Source organism: Candidatus Brachybacter algidus (assembly GCF_016707225.1).
Lineage (GTDB): Bacteria > Bacteroidota > Bacteroidia > Chitinophagales > Saprospiraceae > Parvibacillus > Parvibacillus algidus.
On the sequence record NZ_JADJID010000001.1, the window covers coordinates 473,226 to 495,705 of the forward strand.

The window sequence follows — 22,480 nt, forward strand, 5'->3', positions numbered from 1 at the left end:
TTAAATCAATATTGTGCTGAATTTAAAATTAGCGACCATGAATCAAAATACTATTCATCATAATGGAGAGAGAATTTTACCTCTGTTAAAAAATAAAATAGTTTGTGCATTAATGCTATTTTGTTTCTTTTCGACTGATGTATCTGCTCAGAAGACTGTAGTAGATTGGGGAGAAGCAATATCATATACAGGATTCGCATTTTTTAACACTAGCGCCATAGATAAATTAGGTAATGTTTATTATTTGGGCAGTTTTTATGGGACAAATGACTTTGATCCTGGTCCGGGTATTCATAATGAATCCTCTACGAGTTCAGTCTCTAATTCCTTCATAGTGAAATTGGATAACCAGGGTAAATTTAAATGGGTAAGAATAATTCGGGGTGGTTATAATGAAGCGAGAGATATAAGTTTTGATTCAGAAAATAATTTGGTGGTCGTTGGGGATTTTAGATCGACTATAGACCTGAACCCTTTAAGTGAAAGTTTTAATATTACTAGCGCTCTACCTAATGTCAGCGATGGATATGTGGTTAAGTTAAGTTCGTTTGGTTTATTTATTTGGGGAGATCAGATCAAAGGCATTAAAGAAAAGGGGCTAAGAAAGGTAAACATAGATACATCCGATAATATTTATTTTGGCGGATATTTTGCAGGAAGTGTAGATTTCGACCCGGGAGCCGGCGAGGTTTTGGTTATGAATGATGGTGGTGCAGATGCTTTTCTGTGTAAACTTGACAAGGAAGGCCATTTTTTATTTGTGAAAAACTTTTTCTCGTCTGGCACTAATATAATGTTGGGTATTGAATTTGATCAGCAAGGAAATACCTTGTGCACAGGGACATTTTATGGGAAAATAGATCTGGACCCTGGTCCTTTAAATGATTTTCATGAAGTTTCCGGAGATGATACTCATCCTTTTTTGTTAAAACTAGACGCTTCCGGAAATTATATTTGGGGAAAGCATTTTGAAGGGACAGGATTTTTTGATCCACAAAATCTGTTTTCTAGCCCTGATAATGATATTATTTTGACAGGCACATTTAGTGATAAAATTGATGCAAATCCCAGCACAGGCACTGTAAAACATAATTCACACGGCAAGGTTGATGTTTTTGTAATAAAGTTAAATTCTACGGGCAAATTAATCTGGTCATTGACCTATGGTGGACCAAAGGCTGATGCAGCATATGAGGCCGCAATTGATAAGTTTGGAGATATTTATCTGACAGGATATTTTTCGGATAAAGTTGATTTTGACCCCAGCACAAATGTTTATGAATTGCAAACCTATGGCATTGTAGGAGATAATGCCTATATTTTAAAATTAGATCGCAATGGAAAATTTCTATGGGTTAAACATATTGGCAGCCCTGGCGTAGCGATTGGACAACAAATAGCTGTCGATCAGAACCTCTCAATTTATTGTACAGGTGAATTCGCACCGCAAGTGGATCTTAATGTAGGTGGGGCCCCTATAACTGTAACCGGCACCGCGGAAAATGATGATTATGTAGCGAAAATTGATCAATTATATGGAACTCAAAATATTACTACTTGTCACGCTTATACTTGGATAGACGGTAAAACTTATACTGAAAGTAGTAGTCCCGCTAATTATTATTTTAAAACCACTAGTGGTCAGGATACTATGGTGGTGTTGAATTTAACTTTTGTAAATCCAGATTTATCTGTTACACTTGATGACAATAAGCTTACGGCCTCTGCATCCGGGGTTAACTATCAATGGTTGGATTGCAATGATGGCTATAATCCGATATCAGGGGCTACGCAACAAACATTCAACCCCACATATAATTCTTCCTATGCAGTTGAAATTAGTTCAAACGAATGTAGAGATACATCCGAATGTTTTGATGTTAATGTATTGAGTTTAAATAATGATGAACAAAGTATCAATATTTATCCCAATCCAACAACCGGTAGAATTATTATAAATGGAATTAATAATATTAAGATGGCGCGTATAACTGATGTATTCGGACGATCACAATTTATTAAACTAACAAATAATGAAATTGAACTGTCAAATCAAATAAGTGGTTTTTATTTTGTTGAAATACAGGATGGAAGTAATAACAAATATTTTTGCAAGGTGATGAAGTTGTGATACATCTCGATTTAAGCTTAATGATAAATAGAGAAGATTACCTATTTGTATGAATTTAAGCTATTAAACCTTTAGCTAATGACTTCCATTGAGGATAAGAGAAACCAACTTTGGCACTCATTCCAACTATCATGTTCCTAAGATTGTCGGATATGATGCTTGTTTGCGAATTTACAATTTCATTCCTGCCATGCACTTCAGCTTTGACAGTATTGCCGGCTCGTGAGATTATGAAAGTTGAAGAAGCATCTGCTGTGTAAAAGTGCGATGTTTCTTGCCCATTGTTTATTGGATTTGGTGCCGGTTGGACAACAATATAAATAGCTTGATAATTTATTTCCTCAATATAGGTGACGTTTCGGATGATAACCCAGTCGAAGCCTGCACCCATTTTGGTAGCGGGACCGGGAATGTCGATTTTTATATATAGCCCAATTATTGGATCACTTTCTATTAATTGATTATAAGAATCTACGAGGTAAAATTTTGATAAAGTTGACTTACATACTTTATGCCAGTTGTTAATATCAAGTAATCGAGCTTCCATATTTTGATAAAATAATATGGCTTCTGAATCTAATCCAAAGTGCTTTATTTTCAAGAATGTCAACATGACTACCTTTCTCTTGTTTTGGTATAAGTTCCTGATTTATAAGCACCATATGTTATATAATTTAGGATTTAAGTAAACTAATTTTGAATTTCTAGCGTTCAGATTAATAGTGTTTATATTTTGCCAAAAGCTTTTATTCTAACATGTTTTTTTAATTCATCGTTTCTTTCCAAATCAAAATAAATAAATAAATTATAAACTTCATTTGAATTCTTAATATTTAAAAAAATTACTTATCCATGTTGAAAATTATTGATAACCTGCCTGAATATGTATTTGGATTGAGAGCCACGGGTGATGTATCAGGAGATGAAATAAAGAATGTTTTAGTGCCTGGCTTAGAATCATTATCTGCGAAATTTGGTGAAATTTATTATATCTTAGTTCTTGAAACCAAAGTTGAAAATTTTAGTGCAGGTGCATGGATAAGAGACATGATCACATCTATCAAACATTTCACAAAGTGGAAGAAAATAGCCATAGTTACCAATCAAACTGCCGTTAAGAAATTTGCTGACGCCTTTAATTATGTTAGCCCGGGACATGCAAAAGGCTTTTCGCCGAACGATTTAGAGGAGGCTCTTATTTGGGTTAGTTTAAAGTTATAATCTATTGCCATTTCTGAAATCAACAAAAATTGTTTTATACAAATTCTATTTATGAGATTACCGATTGAAAGAAAAAATGTTAAAGTACTGCCGGACGTAAAGAGAGTAATCGCCAGATATTTTTTTAATGGAGAAGATAGGGCGAAGGAAGTTATAAAAAAGGTGATGGCATTGAGGGATGAACGTGTTTTTGCAATTATCTCACCACTCCTTCAGGAATATTCAAAACGTCACAGAAATATCACAAAAATATTGCTCAGAAATGGCCAGAAACTCGCCGAGTTGATGAAAACCATGGATATAGATTTTGAAGCAATCGACCTTCCCAAAAAATTACTTTTGGGATCTTACTTTACACATGAATATTCTATTGAATCGGCAGCATTTTTTAATCCATCCATCGTTGAAGATCCTGATCAAAGTGACCTAGAGGATGGTGAGAGGAGGCTGATTATTAGTTTCAGAGCTGTGGGTGAAGGCCATATATCATCAATTGTATTCAGAAGAGCATTAATAGATAGGAACAATGATATCACAGTGCTCCCGGCAGGTGATTATATCGTAGAAGCTGAAGTAATTAATAATGCTATTTATAATAAAAAACATTTTATTAATAAAGGTATTGCTGCACTAATAAGTGAAAATATCCTAGCAGAATTAGATGGCAGGTTAGGCGACCATTTTGAGTATCAGACGCTTAAGGATGTTATTTCGAAACTTCAAGAAGATGATCCGGATCCTGAAAGGGACCGAGAATTTGAAAAAGTATTATGGCTTTCAGATTCTTATTATGAAATCATTTTTTCAATGGATACAGATATTTCGGACAGAGTCATCTTTCCAATATCAGAATTCGAGAAGAAAGGAATTGAGGATGCCCGTTTTACTAAGTTTCAAAATGATGATGGCACATATACCTATTATGCTACTTACACTGCTTTTGATGGCAATATCATTATTCCAAAACTATTGAAAACAAATGACTTCTACGATTTCAATGTGGGACCATTATTTGGAGCAAGCGTTTTAAATAAAAACCTTGCACTCTTCCCAAGAAAAATCAATGGTAAATATGCCATGCTTTCCAGAATCGATGGCATTAATAATTATATCATGTTTTCAGATAAGATTAATGTCTGGGAAACTGCCACTAAAATACAGGAACCGAAATATAGTTGGGAATTTGTTCAAGTTGGAAATTGTGGGCCACCGATCGAGACATCGGAAGGTTGGCTGGTCATAACTCATGCGGTAGGGCCAATGAGGCGTTATTGTTTGAGCGCCTGTTTGCTCCAATTGGATAATCCTTCTATTGAGATAGGCAGGTTGGATTCGCCTTTATTGGTGCCAAATATGGATGAGCGGGAAGGTTATGTGCCTAACGTCGTGTATAGTTGTGGTTCCATAATTAATAATGGTCAGGTCATAATTCCTTATGGTTTGTCTGATTATTCTTCCTCTTTTGTAGCAGTGGATCTTGATAAATTGTTGGCGAGGCTGAAAAGAAATCCTATTTAAGATTAATCAATGGAAGGTTGGAGATCAGATTTATATCTATAAAATTATTAATTGATTTGGAACAGCTAAAGCAGTTAAGTCTAACAAATTTATAGACCGACTAAAGTCGGGAGTTTTTGTGGGATCTTGGACCGTTGGTTAAAACCAACGGCAAATTATGGATGGATTCATAGAATAGAGAATAGAAATAAATAATGCCAAAAATCAAAATTTTGAAATGCAATATTGCAAAATATAGGATCAATATCTCCTTCGCGTTCAATTGCCGTTGACTTTAGTCACCGGATAAAAATAAAAAATTTATACATAATACTCCATAAAAAATACCCTGCACATCACTATACAGGGCACCTGAGATTATTATGTTACTATTGATACATGAGTACCTTTTCTTTCATTGTTCCAATTAGTTTCTGATCATATTCGATAGCCTTGATTACAGTCAGATGAGATAGCAGATAAGCCAAGGTGCTTTCAGCGCCTTGGTTTTTATTGACTCCATTTGATTGAAGTCCATCGCCACAACCTTTAGATTCGCTATCATAAATCGGCAGCTGCAATGAATTTTGTCCAAGGAACCATAAATGACAGTTAAACATCGTCTCAAGATGTTTGCTTTCTTTTGTCACGATGAAAGCTTGGTAATACATAAGCACCATAGCCATAACATCTATGGCCTGTTGATCATATAGAGCCATTTTGTTTGTATCTTTGAAATACCAACCATTATTTCCGACAGGATTTATAGTCCCGCTTGTAAATGTGAGATTTTCTAAATGTTTTAATGCTTCATCTGCTATTGTGACCAATTGATCATCCTCAGTAATTTCTGCTGCATGATATAATGCAAGTGGTAAAATGCCATTGTCATATGTCAAATGATTTTCAAACCAATGCCAGTTGGAATCGCTTGCACTTTGGTAGGAAGCAACTAATTTATTTATTAAATTATTTAGCTCACTATTCACGCGCTCATCTCCTGGGCAACTTCTTAAAAAATACGTAATACCAATTATTGTATTAGCAATTCCTCTAATATGAGTTAGTTTTGAAAAATGTTGTATCGAGTCCTGAAATAATTGCCTTCCAAAATCCGCGTAATGCTTATTGGGAGCGTTATTTACAAGAAATCCCAAAGACCATATAGTACGGCCAAAAGAATCATCGGAACCTTCTTCGTCTAAAAACCTTCTATCAAAACTTAGGAAGTTTCTGAAATTTCCATTTTCCAAATGCATATGATGGATATAACTCATATATACTGGTATCATTTCCAGTGATTCTATACTAGCAGTCTCCTTATATGCCATCAATGCAGTGATCAGCGCCCTCGAATTATCATCAATACAATATCCTTCATTTCTATTAGGAATGCCGTATTTAGCATGCTGAAATATTCCGGTATCATCAGTCATTCTTTTGATATAGTTTAGACTAAGATCAGGCAGAGCACTTCTGTCAATGATAGGAAATACTGAGGCATCATGTTCTACAGCTTCTTCAATTGACTTCTTTATTACTTTAATGAATGCTTTTCCAATTTTTGGCCACCTTATTTGTTTTCCATAATTGTAGGCATTCTGCTTAATTTGTTTTAATTTGTCTGGTTTTGAAAGCAAATCATTTACCACATTGGCAAGTCCAACTTCATCTTTAAATCCAAAATAAGCGCCTCTATTATTGTCAAGTAATTCTTTAGCATGCCAATATGGAGTAGACACGACTGCAGCTCCGGCACCGACTGCGTAGGAAAGAGTACCACTTGTGATTTGTGCTTCATTAGGATAAGGTGTCACATATATGTCTGCAGCTCCCAGATATTGGATAAGTTCAGCTTCTTCCACATACCTTTTTATAAATACCAGATGGTCTGACACATTCAATTCTTCAGCTAGATCCTTAAGGTAATCCCGGTATTCTTCACCGGAGTGTTTAAGTATTCCTGGATGTGTATTTCCCAATATGACATAGACCGCTTCAGGATGTTCTTTGGTGATAGCAGGAAGTGCTTTAATTACAGTTTCCAAGCCTTTGCCTCTACTTATTAAACCAAAAGTGAGAAGTATTTTTTTTCCTTTTAATGCCGGCAATTCTCTAACTGGATTGTTTTCAGGGACTTCAAGGTCGGGAACGCCGTGTTCAATAATCTGAATTTTATGTCTTGGGACATTATATACCTCTGTGAGAATAGAAACACCTTTCTTACTCATCACTACAATCTTTGAAGAAACCTTCACTATTTTTTTAATAATAGATTTTTGAATAAAAGATGGGTCATCAAGAATGGTATGAAGAATCGAAATGATTGGGACTTTAATTCTATTAATGAATGGCCAAACAAAAATTCCATTATCACCTGCGTAGATACCAAATTCATGCTGTAGAATACACGCGTCAACATCACTTGAATTGATATAATTAGCCGCTTTAATGTAATCTTCGTTGACGTTTTGTCCAACGACAAATTTTACTTCAGGAGGATATACCAACTCTTCACCACCTTCTATATTGTTGAGAGCGATCACATAACTACTATCTTCAAGGGTCTGGTTTTGAAAATTACCACTTATTGCCTTTACCAAATTCTGATTGAATGTGGCAATACCGCATTGACGGGGAGGATATGTAGAAATATAAGCTATTTTCATAAATCAATTTGCTTTTAATATTCGTTAATAAATAAGCTATAAAAAAATGCTTCACAGGACTGATGCTCAAAATGAAAAATGTTTCAAACTTATATTAAGATATAAATAAGTTTGAAAAGGTCCGTGATTTGATGAAATTGAAGTCGATAATGGATTATTGTATTGTCAATCAATACTTTAGAAACGTGAAATCCAATAACGATGATATGATTAAAAAGCAATTTGACTATATTTAGTTCCAATTAATTGTTATTGAAAACTAAATGCAATACTAGAAAGGAATAATATATCTTTTTATTCAATTAAATTTTTAAAAAAAGGCTCCGAAAATCAATTCGAAGCCTTATTAATTCTATTACCGTAAAATTACTTTTTGAATGTCGGTTGATAACCCATATTATACCATATAAAGCTATAGATGTACGCCATTGTTTCTATATTTTTTTTCGTATTACTCGCACCATGTCCTGAATTGACATCTACTCTGATCAGCAATGGGTTGGTGGTAGATTTGCCGGCCACTTCCTGCAATGTCGCTGCATATTTGAATGAATGTGCAGGCACCACTCTGTCATCGTGATCCGCTGTAGTAACCAAAGTAGCAGGATAATTTACTCCAGGTTTGATATTGTGCATCGGAGAGTATCCATAAAGTGTTTTGAATTCCTCCCCATTATCAGATGAACCATAATCAGCGACCCAGTTAAACCCAATCGTAAACTTCTGGAAACGTAACATATCCATTACGCCAACCTGTGGAATAGCCACTTTGGCGAGGTCAGGTCGTTGATTGATGACTGCTCCCACGAGTGTGCCTCCATTGGATCCACCTCTCAATGCCAAATGTTCTGTATCGCAATATTTTTCACTCTTTAGATATTCACCGGCAGCTATAAAGTCATCGAATACATTTTGCTTCTTAAGCTTCATGCCTTGCTCATGCCATGCTTCCCCATATTCTCCACCACCACGAAGATTGGCTTGCGCATATACACCACCTTGTTCAAGGAAGGGAATTAATAATGGATTAAATCCGGGGTTCAAACTAATGTTAAATCCACCATAACCATATAGCAATGTTGGATTCTTGCCATTCATCTGAGTACCTTTTTTCATGACGATAAACATGGGGATCTGAGTACCATCCTTGCTAGGATAGAAAACCTGCTTCGTCACATAGTTGTCCGCTTTAAAATCGATCTCCGATTTTCTATAGACCTTTGACTTTTTTGTCATAATGTCATATTCATATATCGTAGAGGGGCTTGTAAACGACGTATAAGTGTAAAATGTCGTCTTATCCTTTCGCTCTCCGCCGAATCCTCCCACGTTGCCTAGTCCGGGAAGCTCTATTTCATTTTCCAGTTTGCCATTGTAGTCATATACATATACTTTCGAACAAACATCCTTCATATATCCTACGAAAAGTTTGCCACCTGCTGCACTTACAAATTGCAATGGTTCCTTAGCTTCAGGAATAATGGTCTTCCATTTTTTTGTTGTTGTATTATAGCCTAATACTTTTTTATTTGGCGCATCTTCATTGGTCATAATCACAAAATCAGCCCCAGTATTGTCCACAATGCTGTAATCAATATCTGTGATTTTTTCCACGATAGGAGTCCATGCAGTTCCACCTTTTTTCATATAAAATAGGGAATTGCCATCGAGGCCTTTTCCTCTGTCTGATCTAGATAGGATAGTATAGAATTCATCTTCTGTGGTATATCCAAAGTTGAAAGCCTGCGGCATAGAAGCATCTTCGAATATCAATTTGTCTTTATCCTGAGATTGGCCGACTTTGTGAAAATATACTTTGTGATTTTCGTTGATGGAAGCTAATGCACTTCCTTCCGGAGCGGGATATCTGCTGTAATAGAATCCATCGCCCTGCCATGAAGCTCCTGAAACTTTGATCCAGCTTAAAGAGTCTTTCAAGTATTTAAGTGATGTCATATCCATTACTTTTCCGGTACTCCAGTCTGAACCTCCTTGTGAAAGGTACACAGCGGCATATTTTCCGTTTTTAGAAAGTGAAAATCCGGCCAGTTTTGTGGTGCCATCAGCACTAAGATTATTTGGATCTATTACCAACTCCGGCTTTCCTTTAGATCCTTTGGTGCGATATAATAAAGATTGGTTTTGTAATCCGGTATTATAATAGTAATAATAATATTCTCCATTTCTGAAAGGAGAGGAATATTTTGGGTAATTATATAAGGCATTGAGCCTGTCTGTCAATGCACCGATGTAAGATATTTTGTCAAAATATGCTGAAGTGACCTTATTTTGTTCGGTCACCCAATCTTTAGTTTCCTGTGAATTGTCATCTTCCAGCCATCTGTAAGGATCAGCAACAGTCGTGCCATGATAATCATCTTTCTGGTCCGATTTCATGGTGGTTGGATAGGTATATTGTGCCTGCATACAATAGGGAAGAATTAGTGCAATAATTAATGTTTTAAAATTCATATGTAAATTTTTTTGTGAGGATACAAATATGGTCAAATAATTTAAATTATTGATCTACAACAAATTTCTTGTTCAACATATTATACCTGGATGTAAAGTTTCTAACCAGGATAATGTTTAGATACTTTTATTGTTTGTATAACAAATTGCACCTACACATAATTTTTTTTGCAATTTGATTTTCAGATGAGGGCATTTAAATTTTGCTTTGATGAATTAGAATCAAAATATGATGCAGTGCAGTGTAGTCTTTGTGCCTATGTGTTTCAGGAATTTTTATAAAACACATAGGCGTTCTAATAATGAGTATTTGTTTAGAGATTATTTAAATTTTGCTTTGAAGAATTAGAATCGAAGTATTATGTAGTGCAGTGCGGCCTTTGTGTCTATGTGTTTCAAGTATTTTTATAAAACATATAGGCACATAGGCGTTCTTATAATGAGTATTTATTTAGAGATTATTTAAATTTTGCTTTGAAGAATTAGAGTCAAAGTATGATGCAGTGCAGTGTGGCCTATGTGTCTATATGTTTCAAGTATTTTTATAAAAAACTTAGGCACATAGGCGTTCTTATAATAAGTATTTGTTTAGAGATTATTTAAATTTTGCTTTGACGAATTAAAATCAAAGTATGGTGCGGTTCAATTTGGCCTATATATGTTTTCAAAATAATTTAATGAAACACATAGACATAGAACACATAGTTTCAGTTTTTAAGGTATCCCATAAAATTATTTCTAAACCTGAAAAATAGCAAAAGTCTTTAATATTTGGCGAACGGCCTATGTGCCTATGTGTTTCAAGAAAAAATGAAATTAACAAGTTACAGTTGTGAAAGAACACAGGTGTCAACATGCCATAATACCTTCTTGCGCATTAATTGTATAGATTATTATCCACACACTTTTAATTGAAACAAGTGCCTAATGTTTCATTTTCCCAAATGAAATTGTATTTTTAGCAAATATAAATCAGAAATTACGATGGGCAGTTACAACATTAAAAATCTCGAGCACTACTTCAAACAATACAATAAATCAATAAAAAACCCTGCAAAATTCTGGGGAAAAATAGCTGATAAAAACTTCGACTGGCAACAGAAATGCGATAAAGTGGTCGATTTCGACATGCGGGAAGCTCAGTTCAAATGGTTTGAAAATGCCAAACTTAACATTACTCAGAATTGCATCGACAGGCATTTGAATGAAAGAGGTGAAAAGACAGCCTTTATTTTCGAGCCAAACGATCCGAATGAAGCAGCACAGCATATCAGCTATCAAGAATTATATAGTCGGGTGTCTAAGATGTCCAATGTACTTATCTCACATGGAATAAAAAAAGGTGACAGAGTATGTATTTATCTTCCCATGATACCTGAGCTCGCGGTGGCAGTGCTTGCTTGTGCCAGAATCGGTGCTGTCCATTCTGTCGTTTTCGCCGGATTTTCTGCTTCAGCAGTCGCAGCAAGGATCAATGATTGCGATTGTCGGATGGTCATTACCTCAGATGGCTCTTATCGTGGAGCTAAAACGATCGATCTTAAGGGGATAATTGATGAAGCATTAAAAACATGTCCCGGCGTGTTGTCCGTGATGGTTGTAAAGCGCATTAATTCTAAGATAAATATGACAGAAGGCCGCGATCATTGGTTGCAACCTCTGCTGGATGAAGCACTGGGTATGCATGTGGCAGAGGTCATGGATGCCGAGGATCCACTATTTATATTATACACTTCTGGTTCTACAGGTAAGCCAAAAGGCATGGTGCACACGATCGCAGGATATATGGTTTACACCGCCTACACTTTTAAAAATGTTTTTAAATATGATTTGGACGATGTTTTTTGGTGCACAGCGGATATTGGCTGGATCACCGGTCATTCTTATATTGTCTATGGCCCATTACTGAATGGAGCGACGACGATCATATTCGAAGGAATTCCATCATTTCCTGATTATAGCAGATTTTGGCAGGTTATAGAGAAACATAAAGTCAATCAGTTTTATACAGCGCCGACAGCCATCAGAGCATTGGCAAGAGAGGATGTTGAATTTGTACAAAAAAACGATCTGACTTCTTTAAAAGTAATAGGTTCTGTGGGCGAACCGATAAATGAAGAAGCGTGGGACTGGTACAATGAACATGTAGGTCATAGAAGCTGCCCGCTGGTTGATACCTGGTGGCAAACCGAAACTGGCGGTATAATGATTTCTCCAATTTCTTTTGTCACACCTACAAAACCATCCTTTGCGACATTACCGTTACCGGGAATACAACCTGCTCTAATGGATGAATTAAGCAATGAATTGTCAGGAAATCATGTAAGCGGTTCGCTATGTATTAAGTATCCATGGCCGGCCATCGCAAGGACTATTTATGGAGATCATAAGAGATACAAGGAAACATACTTCACTGCATATCCCGGGAAATATTTCACAGGAGATGGCGCATTAAGGGATGAAGTTGGCTATTATCGAATCACGGGTAGGGTAGATGACGTAATAATTGTATCTGGTCATAATCTAGGCACAGCGCCGATCGAAGACGCTATCAATGATCACCCTGATGTGGCGGAAAGTGCTATTGTCGGTTTTCCTCACGATATTAAGGGGAGCGCATTGTATGGCTTTGTTATACTGAACGAATCAGCTGAAGACCATGATCACGAGACTCAAAGAAAAGAAATCAATAAGCACATTGCTGAGCAAATCGGAGCCATCGCCAAACTCGACAAGATCCAGTTCGTCAGCGGACTACCAAAGACCCGATCCGGAAAAATCATGCGTCGCATCCTCCGCAAAATTGCTGAGAATGATTTTTCAAATCTTGGAGATACTTCCACTTTGTTGAATCCGGAGATCGTTGAGGAAATTAAGGATGGGAAAGTATGAGTTTGAATGATAAGTGGTTAGTGATAAATGGTGGAGGATAAATTGTTGGTTATGATTAATTGTCACATTTTGCTGAATATTTATTATTGATAATTTTTAAGCAGAATGGGCTTTATTTGAAACCTTTAACATATATTTATATGAATTATTTCTGCATAAAAATCATCACTTTGGTTCATATAATAATACCTGCTTAATTATGTCATTTAATAGATCATTAATTTTAATTGCCTTACTATTGTCTTTGACTCCCAGTGTCTTCGGACAGACTAAATTTGGACTTTCAGAATATCCCAAAATGGTTAATTTATCTGATTCCCAGATTTCTCCTGATGGTAAAAGCGTCGTTGTAGTGGTCTCGCGCCCGGATTATGATAAAAATAGAAATAATGCTGAGTTGGTAATGATCGATGTGAATTCTGGTAAAAAGAGGGTTCTTACTCAGAATAGATCCGCTGTGTCCAGCCCTAGATGGTCTCCAGATGGAACTCTATTGGCCTTTATTTCAAAAGCTGGACTGACTAAAGAATCCTTGAATCAGATATTTGTACTTTCCATGAATGGGGGAGAGGCTCGGCAGGTAACTCATGCCATCAAAGGAGTCCAGCATTTTGCATGGAGTCCAAATTCGACAGACATCGCCTTTGCAACTCTAAATGAAGCAACAAATAAAGAAGAGGTTGAAAAAGGTTATACCGCATTTGAAATAACGAATAATGATATGTTTGTCAGCAGCAAACCTTTAGTATCTCATATATGGTTAGCAAATACTGAAACAGCTGAAACGAGAAGATTAACAGATGGCACCTGGACGCTGCCTCAAGTTATTCCCCCTAGTGCACCATCTTCTCCCTTTTCATGGTCTCCTGATGGGAAGAGTATTTTATTTGTTAAGGTGGAATCGCCCTACTCTGGAGATGCGATGACGAGAAGTATACAGTTGTTGAATGTGGCAGATAGTACTTTTAAGCCATTGACAAAAAGAACAAAATTGGAGGCTTACCCTAATTTCTCTCCTGATGGCAACAAAATATCATATTGGTATAAACAAGGCGATCATATATCAAGCATTAATGAGCTTTGGATCACTGATTATTCTGGGAATGAAGGAAAGGTTATTAGTTCAAATTTGAACCGGGATCTATATCTTTCTGCTTGGCTGCCTGATAGTAAATCTTTTTTGGTAGGAGGGCATAATGATAATAAGACATCATTATGGTCAATGACTATGGATGGGAAAACTACACCTATTGATCTGGGAAATATTTGTCCTTCCTGGGGTTTTTGGATGGACGCGACAGTTAGTAAAGCCGGGTCTATTGCTTTTACAGGATCCGAACCTGATAAACCGATTGAATTATATTATCTGGCATCTACTGCTTCAAAACCTAAGCAATTGACTAATTATAATGAACCAATAAGCAAGATGACTCTTGGTAAAACTGAAACTATTCGCTGGGAGAATGACAAATTTAAACATTGCGGCATAGTTACCTATCCTGCAGACTATGTCAAAGGCAAGAAATATCCTTTAGTTTTATTGATTCATGGAGGGCCGAATTCTGCATCTGTGGAGGCTTTCTCCCGCATGGGACAGTTAATGGCTAGTGAAGGATTTTTTGTTTTTGAACCAAATTATCGAGGTAGTGACAATCTGGGGTATGAGTATAAGTTGGCTATCATTGAAGATATGGGAGAAGGGCCGGGAAGGGATGTAATGGCTGGTCTGGAAAAATTGAAATCGAGTGGTTTGATTGATGTAGATAGAATTGCTGTTACTGGATGGTCTTATGGAGGATTCATGACTGTCTGGTTGGCAGGCCATTATGGCGGTTGGAAGGCGGCAGTCGCAGGAGCAGCAGTCACGGATTGGGTGGATCAATACAATCTCAGTGATGGAAATGTCATGCGTATACGCTTGCTCGGTGGATCTCCATGGGTAGGGGATAATATGAAAAAATATATTGCACAATCACCGATCACCCAGGCCAAAAATATAAAAGCTCCTACATTGATTTTATCAAATACTAGCGATCCAAGGGTTCCAGTTACTCAGTCCTACAAGCTATACCATACATTGATCGATAATGGAACAGTCACCAAATTTGTTGGCTGGCCAGTTGCTGCTCACAATGCCTCCGATCCAATCACTATACGGGAGCGGGACAAAGAGTGGCTTAATTGGTTAAAGGAATATATGAAGTAATAAAAAATTAAAAATTAGAAATTAGAAATCAGAATTTTTCCCGTCAAAGTTCATGGACAGCACGGAAATTACTTTGAATTTACCTGGCAAATTATCTGGCAAATTATACAAGGCAGGGAAATTAATTTATTCCTTAAGGCTAAATTTATCTATTTGATATGCTTTTGTCAGCTCACTTTCTCGCTTATCGCTAATTGCTACTGGCTGATAGCTGATGGCTTCGTTTTGGAAACGAGATGCTCTTATTCATAAAGACTGTTTGTGAATAATTCCTCCTCACCTTATCACTTCCTCACCTTCTCATCATACCGCCACTTTGGCTTTGGCAGGCAAGCTCCTCCATTTTCAACACATTTCTTTCATATTGCTATTATTACAAATAAAGAATAATCGATATATATGCTTTAAATACATGCTACATATAATAAAAATTCTATCTTTATTCCCAAATTGAGCGCTGTTTCGCAATTTCGAAAGAATTGATTGCTTAGAATTTTATTAAATGATGTTAGATGAATAATATTTCTACAACTATTATCTGTTTTTTGATCTTTTGTTCTGCTGTGATTACTTCTGCCCAGAATGGTCAAATAGACAGCACATACGGAAATTATGGAAAACAAAATTATGCTGATTTCCATCCTTATTTATATTCCATTGAGGAGATAACAAAGTTGCCACAAAGTGAAGAAAGTTTTCTATTGCTAGGGAATATTATTTCTAAAGACGATGAGGGGAAAATGTGGTTGCCGGTGAGTACATTCAAGAATGATTATTTGGTTAGTGAGAAACAAATGCCTTTGAGTGAAACTCAACAAAATTTTAATCTTAAATGTGCCATTGCTTCTACAGCTGGATATGCCAGTAGGTTTGTGATCGCAGGAGGTCGAAATGGTAATTTGTTTTTAAAACAATTTGAAGTAGACGGCACTCCTGTTGATAATTTCGGTATCCACAGTGAGGTGGTTAGAGACCTTGGAAGTGATGACTATGTAAGTTCTATGGTCCGGTTATTCGACCGTACATACGTAGTTTTTGCCAGGACAAAAAATAAGATTGTTTGTTTAAAATTGGATGATGCCGGTGAATGGGATCCTAGTTTTGGTGTGGGCGGGAAACTTGAATTTCCAGTTTCGGGAGACTTTAAAGTTTATTCAACTATTACTTCGCACAATGATATTTATTTTACAACAGGAATTCAGCAACTGCGCAAAATGAATCAATATGGAGTGGAAGATTTAGAATTTTTCTCATTAGCAAATCAATATGCAGATCTGAAAGTATCGAGCATGCAGATAATGGATGATGGGAATTTATTGTTAGGCGGTAATGAATTATTCAGCCCGAAATCACTTATTTTACTAAAATTAACCCCGGATGGAAGTCCTGTAAATTCATTTGGTAACCAGGGAAAAACGTTGATCAATTATCAAGGTAATTTTAATACAATTAATTCTGTTCGCATCTTTAAAAATAGAATTTTTGTAGTTGGGGGTATTGACCTGAATTTTTTTGTAGCCAAAGTTTCAATCGATGGGTTGCTTGTTCCTGAATTTGGGGTGGATGGGATTGTAAAAATCAAATATGGCAATAGCATTACAACTTGTCTTGACATAAATTTAAATAATAATGGCACAGCATTGTTAATGGGTTCAAGGGAAGGCTGGCTTGCCACTGCAAGGATTAAAAGTGGTGCTCTTCCAACAGTTAATGCTTCAATTTCTGCGGAATTTGTCTGCCCGGGAGATATATTTCAACTGTCAGCAACTGGCGCTGACAGCTATCATTGGGTAGGAAGCGATGGTTTTGAAAGTTTTATTGCCAATCCAACTATCAGTATTAATGACACATTCTCAGGCGCAGACGTCCTTTATACGGTGACGGGACAGAATGCTGATGGCTTTTCTGATGAAGCTCAAACTGCAGTTTTTCTGAAGAATGATATTGAATTTAGTTATACAGAAAAATTACCATGTTTTGGCTCGGAAGCTGGACATTTAGTGAAGATTTTGAAAGGATCAAACTTTGACTCTAATATCCAATTAAATTACAATCCAGCATTCGCTACCAAGGTCTCAGAAGATGATGAAAGTGTTATTATGGCTTTTAATTTTGCAGCGAGCCCACTCGAATTATCCTTCAATGATTCTGAAGCGAGATATTGTCCTAAGACGTTGTCCGTAGATTTTAGAACGCATGAGGCAATACTGGCCACATTGGAAGTTAACTCCATTGATAGCACATGTATAGGTGTGATAAATCCATTTGATGAATCAGATCCATTGACTTATCTATGGACCAATAGCAGTACAGGAAAGATTGCGGCCGGCCTATCTGCTGGGCCATTTGAAGTAACTATAACTAATACAGTGACAGGATGTACCGCAACCTTTGGCGCTGAATGTGCACCTGTATTAAGTTCTGATAATCTTCAAAATAGTATAAACGCAATTTTCCCTAATCCTACATCTGATGAGGTAAGTGTTGTATTAGACAAGTCATTCAACGATGCATCTTTAATGACTTTCATGGATAGTCAAGGTAAGATCATTGTAATTCAAAAATTAAATAATCAAGCTAATGGAATTTATAAGATAAATGTCGGGGAATTTAGTGCCGGGCTTTATTTTGTAAAAGTCCAAAATACTGAAAATAAGCTCTTTACTGGCAAATTTATTAAGATAAGTAATTAGTATATTTACAATAGTCTTTAGCCTTAAGATTTCTTTTATTTAGAAATGATTTTTAATACATCAATTATAAATTCAAACAAATAAAACATGAAAAACTCAATGAAACTATTTTTATTTATTTTTTTTGTATTTCCATTTATCGCTTTTTCTCAAAATGAAATTTCAGGTAATATTCAATACAAAAATTTCTCAAATTCTGCCAATTTGCACTTTATGGAATTACCTACTTCTCCAGACATTTTGTTGGGCACCAACTATGGAATGAAGGCTCCAAAAGATAAATGCATCACTTACAAGAGGATGAAAACTACAGGGCTTATACTTACTATTGCAGGTTCTGTTGTAATGGCTGGTGGTATAGCTCTAATCTTAAGTGTAGTTGAAACAGAAAATCTTCTAGGATTAGATGATGGTGATGACACTGATCTCAACAGATTGATAGCAGGATATGGATGTAGTTTGATGGGCGGTGCGAGTCTATCTGCGGGTATTCCACTTTTGATAATAGGAAATATAAAATCTAATAAATTCTGCTCCGGAAAAGAAAGCTCTTACTTGAGTGCTGGTGCTCAGGATAATGGAGTTGGGATGAAATTGACGTTTTAGTCGATGTGAGATGTGAAATGCCTAAAAGATTGGGGAGTATTATTCTGAAGTCTGGTTGTGGCTTTCAATTAATTATTATTAATTTTCTAATGCGCCACCCAGTCTTTGGCCCCCCCGCCTGATTAGTCGGGCAAGCATCCGACCGGAGGGGAAGTATAGTCGTAATTTTGCTAAAATTAAAATTTTGAAAAGATAAAGTTTATTTTTCTAATTGAGAAATTCTTACTAAATTGTTTAATATTTATTGATATTTAATTTAAATGTAAATTATAACAAATGAAAAATAATTCAAACCCCCTTCTTTTCGTAGTATTTCTTTTTCCAATATCTTTATTTTGCCAAAAAGAATTAGCCTCTTCCACTAATTATAAATCATATTCATCTTCTTTGAACAATGAATTTTCAGAATCGAGTACAACTTTAGTTTTACCCATTAATATGAAACTAAACTTAGTAGCCAAAGACAAATGTAGAACCTATAAATCGATGAATACAGCAGGAGCTGTTATGACAATTTTCGGTTCAATTTTCTTTGTTGGAGGAACTGCTATGCTATTTATTTCTGCAGGTGATAATTATGAAGATAAAAGTGGCAACAAAATTGGTGGATTGGTGATAGCAGGAGTGTCAGGTGTGGTAGTTGGTGGAATGGCACTGGGTGGCGGTATTCCTCTAATGATCATTGGCAAATTGAAATCTAGGAAATATTGTAGCGGAAAAGAAAGCTCTTACCTGAGTGTGGGTGCTCATGATAATGGACTTGGGATGACATTGACGTTCTAGTTGATGTGAGATGTGAGATGTGAGAGGTGTGAGATGGGGCAAAGATTTGGGAGTATTACTATGTGGTCTGGTTGGCTTTTTAAAAAATTATTATTAATTTTCTAATGCGCCACCCCGCCTTTGGCACCCCTCCGACCGGAGGGGAAGTATAATCATACCTTTTATAATATTTTGAACTACAGTTGTAACGAGATTCTTCCCATTTTCGAAAGTATTGTTTATTCCAGAAACGAAGGCCATACTTCCCCTCATGCTGAGGGGTGCCGAATGGCGGGGTGAGATCTTTTTTTTGTCAATAGACTTGACTAAGGGCAGATGGTTCTGATGTAAAACCGAGATTAGTTTTTCTTATTCTGACCCGCCGCCGCTAAAGCTTTGTCGGGCAAGATTCTGACTTCTAATTTCTTCCTTTAATTTCGTAATTGTAATACTTTTAGGATTTATTCATTAGAAAGAAAATTCAGTTGTTAATTATCTAATACGCCAGCCCGCCTTTGGCCTCCACGACTCTATGCGCAGGCAAGCCTCCGACCGGAGGGGAAGTATAATCGAATTTTTGTTAATTGTATCTACCTAATTTGCATCTAAATAAAATAATTATAAGCGAAAAATTAGAATTTAGAATTGCGTTCCCTAAAACATCAATCTTTGTGATTACCACTCATCATTTATCATTTATAATTCACCATTTATAATTCTTTGCCCATCACCCTTTTCTCAGCTCACTAATACATTTATTTACATTATTTTTCAAGTCACCATCCTGAGAAAGTGCATTTACAAAATGACTACCAACGATAGCTCCACTAGTATAATGGCCAAGTACCTCAAGGTCTTCCTTGTTTTTTACACCAAATCCTGCGATCAAAGGATGTTGTAAATTCATTGAATTTACCCTTTCAAAATATTGCTGCTGATCTGCATCATTTTTTAGTCCTCCTCCTGTCGTTCCCGGAGCTGTAACCATATAAATAAAACCTCCACTTGCTTCATCTATTGCTTTAATACGCTCGGGAGAAGTGTTAGGTGTAATTAAAAAGATCATGTGAAGTCCATGTTTTGCAATAATTGGCTTCCATTCTCTTTCGAAGACGATGAGCGGAAGATCGGGAATTATGAATCCATCTATACCTACATTTGCCGCCATCCTGCAAAATTTTTCAATTCCAAATTGCATCACAGGATTGATATACCCCATCAAGATCAGAGGCAGTGTTGTTTTGGTTCTGATTTCTTTTAATTGATCCATTAATAGATCGATGGACATCCCATTAGCTAAAGCTGCCATGCTGCTATGTTGTATGACAGGACCATCAGCTATTGGATCAGAAAATGGAATTCCTATCTCTATCATGTCCACCCCTGCTTCATCCAATGCTTCTATGATGCTGACTGTATCGTCTAGATTAGGATATCCAGCCGTCATAAAAATGGACAAAATGCCATTGTCTTTTTTTTCAAAAAGTAAGTCAATTCTATTCATTATTATTTCATTTATTTGGAGCATGTTCCATGAAGGCAGCGAGGTCTTTGTCCCCACGGCCTGATAAACATAATACTATTTTATTCGATGGATTTAACTCAAGTTTCTCAAGAGCGGCTATGGCATGAGCAGATTCCAACGCTGGAATGATGCCTTCGAGTTTCATTAATAAATATGCTGCATCCAGTGCTTCCGTATCGGTAACTGAGACGTATCTGGCACGACCGGTTTCATTCAAGTGTGCGTGAATAGGTCCTATGCCTGGATAGTCCAAACCGGCTGATATGCTGTATGGTTCTATGATTTGACCATCTTGTGACTGTATAAGCATTGTTTTGGCACTGTGGATGATTCCAATTGAACCTTTGGCAATGGTTGCAGCATGTTCTAAAGTATTTATTCCTATTCCTGCGGCCTCTATTCCAATTAATTCTACTGAAGGATTATCAAGGAAATGAGCAAATGATCCGGCAGCATTTGAACCACCACCTACACAAGCGAGCACGGTATCAGGAAGTTCAGAACCAGTTTGCTCTTTAAGCTGGGTTTTGATTTCTTCACTTATGACAGACTGAAAATGCATTACCATCTCAGGATAAGGTGCTGGTCCAACTACAGACCCAATAATGTAGTGCGTATCAGAAGGATGGCTGATCCAGTACCTTATGGCTTCATTGCAGGCATCTTTCAGTGTTTTATTACCACTGGTGGCAGGAATTACTTTCGCTCCCAGTAGCTTCATCCGATCTACATTGGGTTGCTGCCTTGCAATGTCTGTTTCACCCATGAATACCGTGCATTCCATATCCATAAGTGCGCAGACAGTAGCTGTAGCGACTCCATGCTGTCCAGCCCCGGTCTCAGCGATGATCTTTCTTTTCCCCATCCTTTTGGCAAGAAGTACCTGACCGATGGTATTATTGATCTTGTGAGAACCTGTATGATTCAAGTCCTCTCTTTTTAGAAATATGGAAGTTTTATAATGATCAGAAAGTCTGGTTGCTAAGTAGAGTGGACTTGGCCTGCCTACATAGTCCTTTAGTAATGCATCAAAATCATTTTTAAATGAAACATCATTTTTTAATTGATCAAAATGAAGATTTAATTCTTCGATATTATGATGTAATATTTCAGGTATATATGCACCGCCAAAGTTGCCATAATATCCAAATACATCAGCTGTGTATTGCATGTACGAAAGATTTAATTTTATCAATATTTTTCATTCCCGGCTTTGTTTCGAACCTACTATTTATATCTATTCCCCACAAAAGAGGTAAACTCAATTGACTGATCCTTTGGTCAAGGTCGGCATGGATTCCTCCAGAAAGGATAAAAGGCAACGGTATATTTTTATTGTCTAACAGTTCCCAATCAAACAGTTTGCCACTGCCGCCTTGCTGCAAACTGTATGTATCGAAAAGTATATAATCGCAAGAGGTTTTATATTTTTCCAATATTTTAAAATCAAAGAACTCATCAACTCCAAAAGCTTTGATCACCTTAACTTTATTTGTAAAAAGTGAACAAAAGTCAGCGCTTTCCTGGCCATGCAGCTGAATATAATCAAGCTTATACTGATCTATTTGCTTTGAGACTAGCGCAGCAGATGGGTTGACGAAAACACCAACTTTCTTTACTTGAACTATTTGAGAAACAAAATCAATGATAGCTTTCTTGTCTTTTAAAAATCTTTTTGATGTGGGGACGAATATTAAACCGATCATATCCACGCCAATGTCCAATACCTTTTTTATATTTTCTTTTGAGGTCATTCCACAAACCTTGATCTTAATTTTCTCCTTATCACTATTCATATCCTCATTT

The 22,480-nt window shown here is 36.5% G+C and carries 14 protein-coding genes; 8 read left to right on the top strand and 6 right to left on the bottom strand.

Annotation, left to right across the window (positions count from 1 at the left end; all coding sequences use genetic code 11):
- Positions 1-37 precede the first annotated feature (37 nt).
- On the top strand, positions 38-2,131 hold the full coding sequence (locus tag IPI15_RS01930; RefSeq protein ID WP_287419019.1) for a T9SS type A sorting domain-containing protein: 2,094 nt from the start codon (positions 38-40) through the stop codon (positions 2,129-2,131).
- 55 nt (positions 2,132-2,186) lie between these two features.
- Here IPI15_RS01930 and IPI15_RS01935 read toward each other — a convergent pair whose 3' ends face one another.
- Positions 2,187-2,744, bottom strand: a complete 558-nt coding sequence (locus tag IPI15_RS01935) for a hypothetical protein (RefSeq protein ID WP_287419021.1) — start codon at positions 2,742-2,744, stop codon at positions 2,187-2,189.
- A 239-nt stretch (positions 2,745-2,983) separates the two neighbouring features.
- Between IPI15_RS01935 and IPI15_RS01940 the strand changes: the two genes are divergently transcribed.
- Together IPI15_RS01940 and IPI15_RS01945 are read left to right on the top strand one after the other, a co-directional pair.
- Positions 2,984-3,352, top strand: coding sequence for a SpoIIAA family protein (locus IPI15_RS01940; RefSeq protein WP_287402888.1), 369 nt, complete (start codon positions 2,984-2,986; stop codon positions 3,350-3,352).
- A 51-nt stretch (positions 3,353-3,403) separates the two neighbouring features.
- A complete protein-coding gene (locus tag IPI15_RS01945) occupies positions 3,404-4,870 on the top strand; it encodes a glycoside hydrolase family 130 protein (protein WP_287402890.1) in 1,467 nt (488 codons plus the stop codon).
- Positions 4,871-5,238: 368 nt separating this feature from the next.
- Here the strand turns inward: IPI15_RS01945 and IPI15_RS01950 are convergent, their stop codons facing one another.
- Positions 5,239-7,518 carry a glycosyltransferase family 4 protein gene (locus IPI15_RS01950; RefSeq protein WP_287402892.1) on the bottom strand — a complete coding sequence of 760 codons (2,280 nt, stop codon included), beginning with the start codon at positions 7,516-7,518 and terminating at the stop codon, positions 5,239-5,241.
- Positions 7,519-7,884: 366 nt separating this feature from the next.
- Complete coding sequence (locus IPI15_RS01955; protein WP_287402894.1) at positions 7,885-9,990, bottom strand: prolyl oligopeptidase family serine peptidase; 2,106 nt, start codon at positions 9,988-9,990, stop codon at positions 7,885-7,887.
- A gap of 984 nt (positions 9,991-10,974) precedes the next feature.
- On the opposite strand from IPI15_RS01955, the gene acs reads away from it, so the two are divergent.
- From acs to IPI15_RS01980, 5 genes are all read left to right on the top strand, one after another.
- Entirely contained in the window at positions 10,975-12,882 is a 1,908-nt protein-coding gene (gene acs, locus IPI15_RS01960) for an acetate--CoA ligase (protein WP_287402896.1), read from the top strand.
- A gap of 199 nt (positions 12,883-13,081) precedes the next feature.
- On the top strand, positions 13,082-15,088 hold the full coding sequence (locus IPI15_RS01965) for a S9 family peptidase (RefSeq protein WP_287402898.1): 2,007 nt from the start codon (positions 13,082-13,084) through the stop codon (positions 15,086-15,088).
- Positions 15,089-15,600: 512 nt separating this feature from the next.
- Entirely contained in the window at positions 15,601-17,781 is a 2,181-nt protein-coding gene (locus IPI15_RS01970) for a T9SS type A sorting domain-containing protein (protein WP_287402900.1), read from the top strand.
- 87 nt (positions 17,782-17,868) lie between these two features.
- Positions 17,869-18,387: a hypothetical protein gene (locus IPI15_RS01975; protein WP_287402903.1), complete on the top strand. Its 519-nt coding sequence runs from the start codon at positions 17,869-17,871 to the stop codon at positions 18,385-18,387.
- A 276-nt stretch (positions 18,388-18,663) separates the two neighbouring features.
- Positions 18,664-19,170 (top strand): hypothetical protein, encoded by a 507-nt coding sequence (locus IPI15_RS01980; protein WP_287402905.1) that lies wholly within the window; start codon positions 18,664-18,666, stop codon positions 19,168-19,170.
- Between the two features lie 706 nt (positions 19,171-19,876).
- On the opposite strand, the gene trpA is transcribed toward IPI15_RS01980, so the two are convergent.
- The 3 genes from trpA to IPI15_RS01995 are packed head-to-tail and all read right to left on the bottom strand — an operon-like array spanning position 19,877 to position 22,470.
- Positions 19,877-20,653 (bottom strand): tryptophan synthase subunit alpha, encoded by a 777-nt coding sequence (gene trpA, locus IPI15_RS01985; protein ID WP_287402908.1) that lies wholly within the window; start codon positions 20,651-20,653, stop codon positions 19,877-19,879.
- Between the two features lie 7 nt (positions 20,654-20,660).
- On the bottom strand, positions 20,661-21,845 hold the full coding sequence (trpB, locus tag IPI15_RS01990) for a tryptophan synthase subunit beta (protein WP_287402910.1): 1,185 nt from the start codon (positions 21,843-21,845) through the stop codon (positions 20,661-20,663).
- Complete coding sequence (locus IPI15_RS01995; RefSeq protein WP_287402911.1) at positions 21,829-22,470, bottom strand: phosphoribosylanthranilate isomerase; 642 nt, start codon at positions 22,468-22,470, stop codon at positions 21,829-21,831. Before IPI15_RS01995 ends, trpB begins: the two co-directional genes overlap by 17 nt.
- Positions 22,471-22,480: the final 10 nt, after the last annotated feature.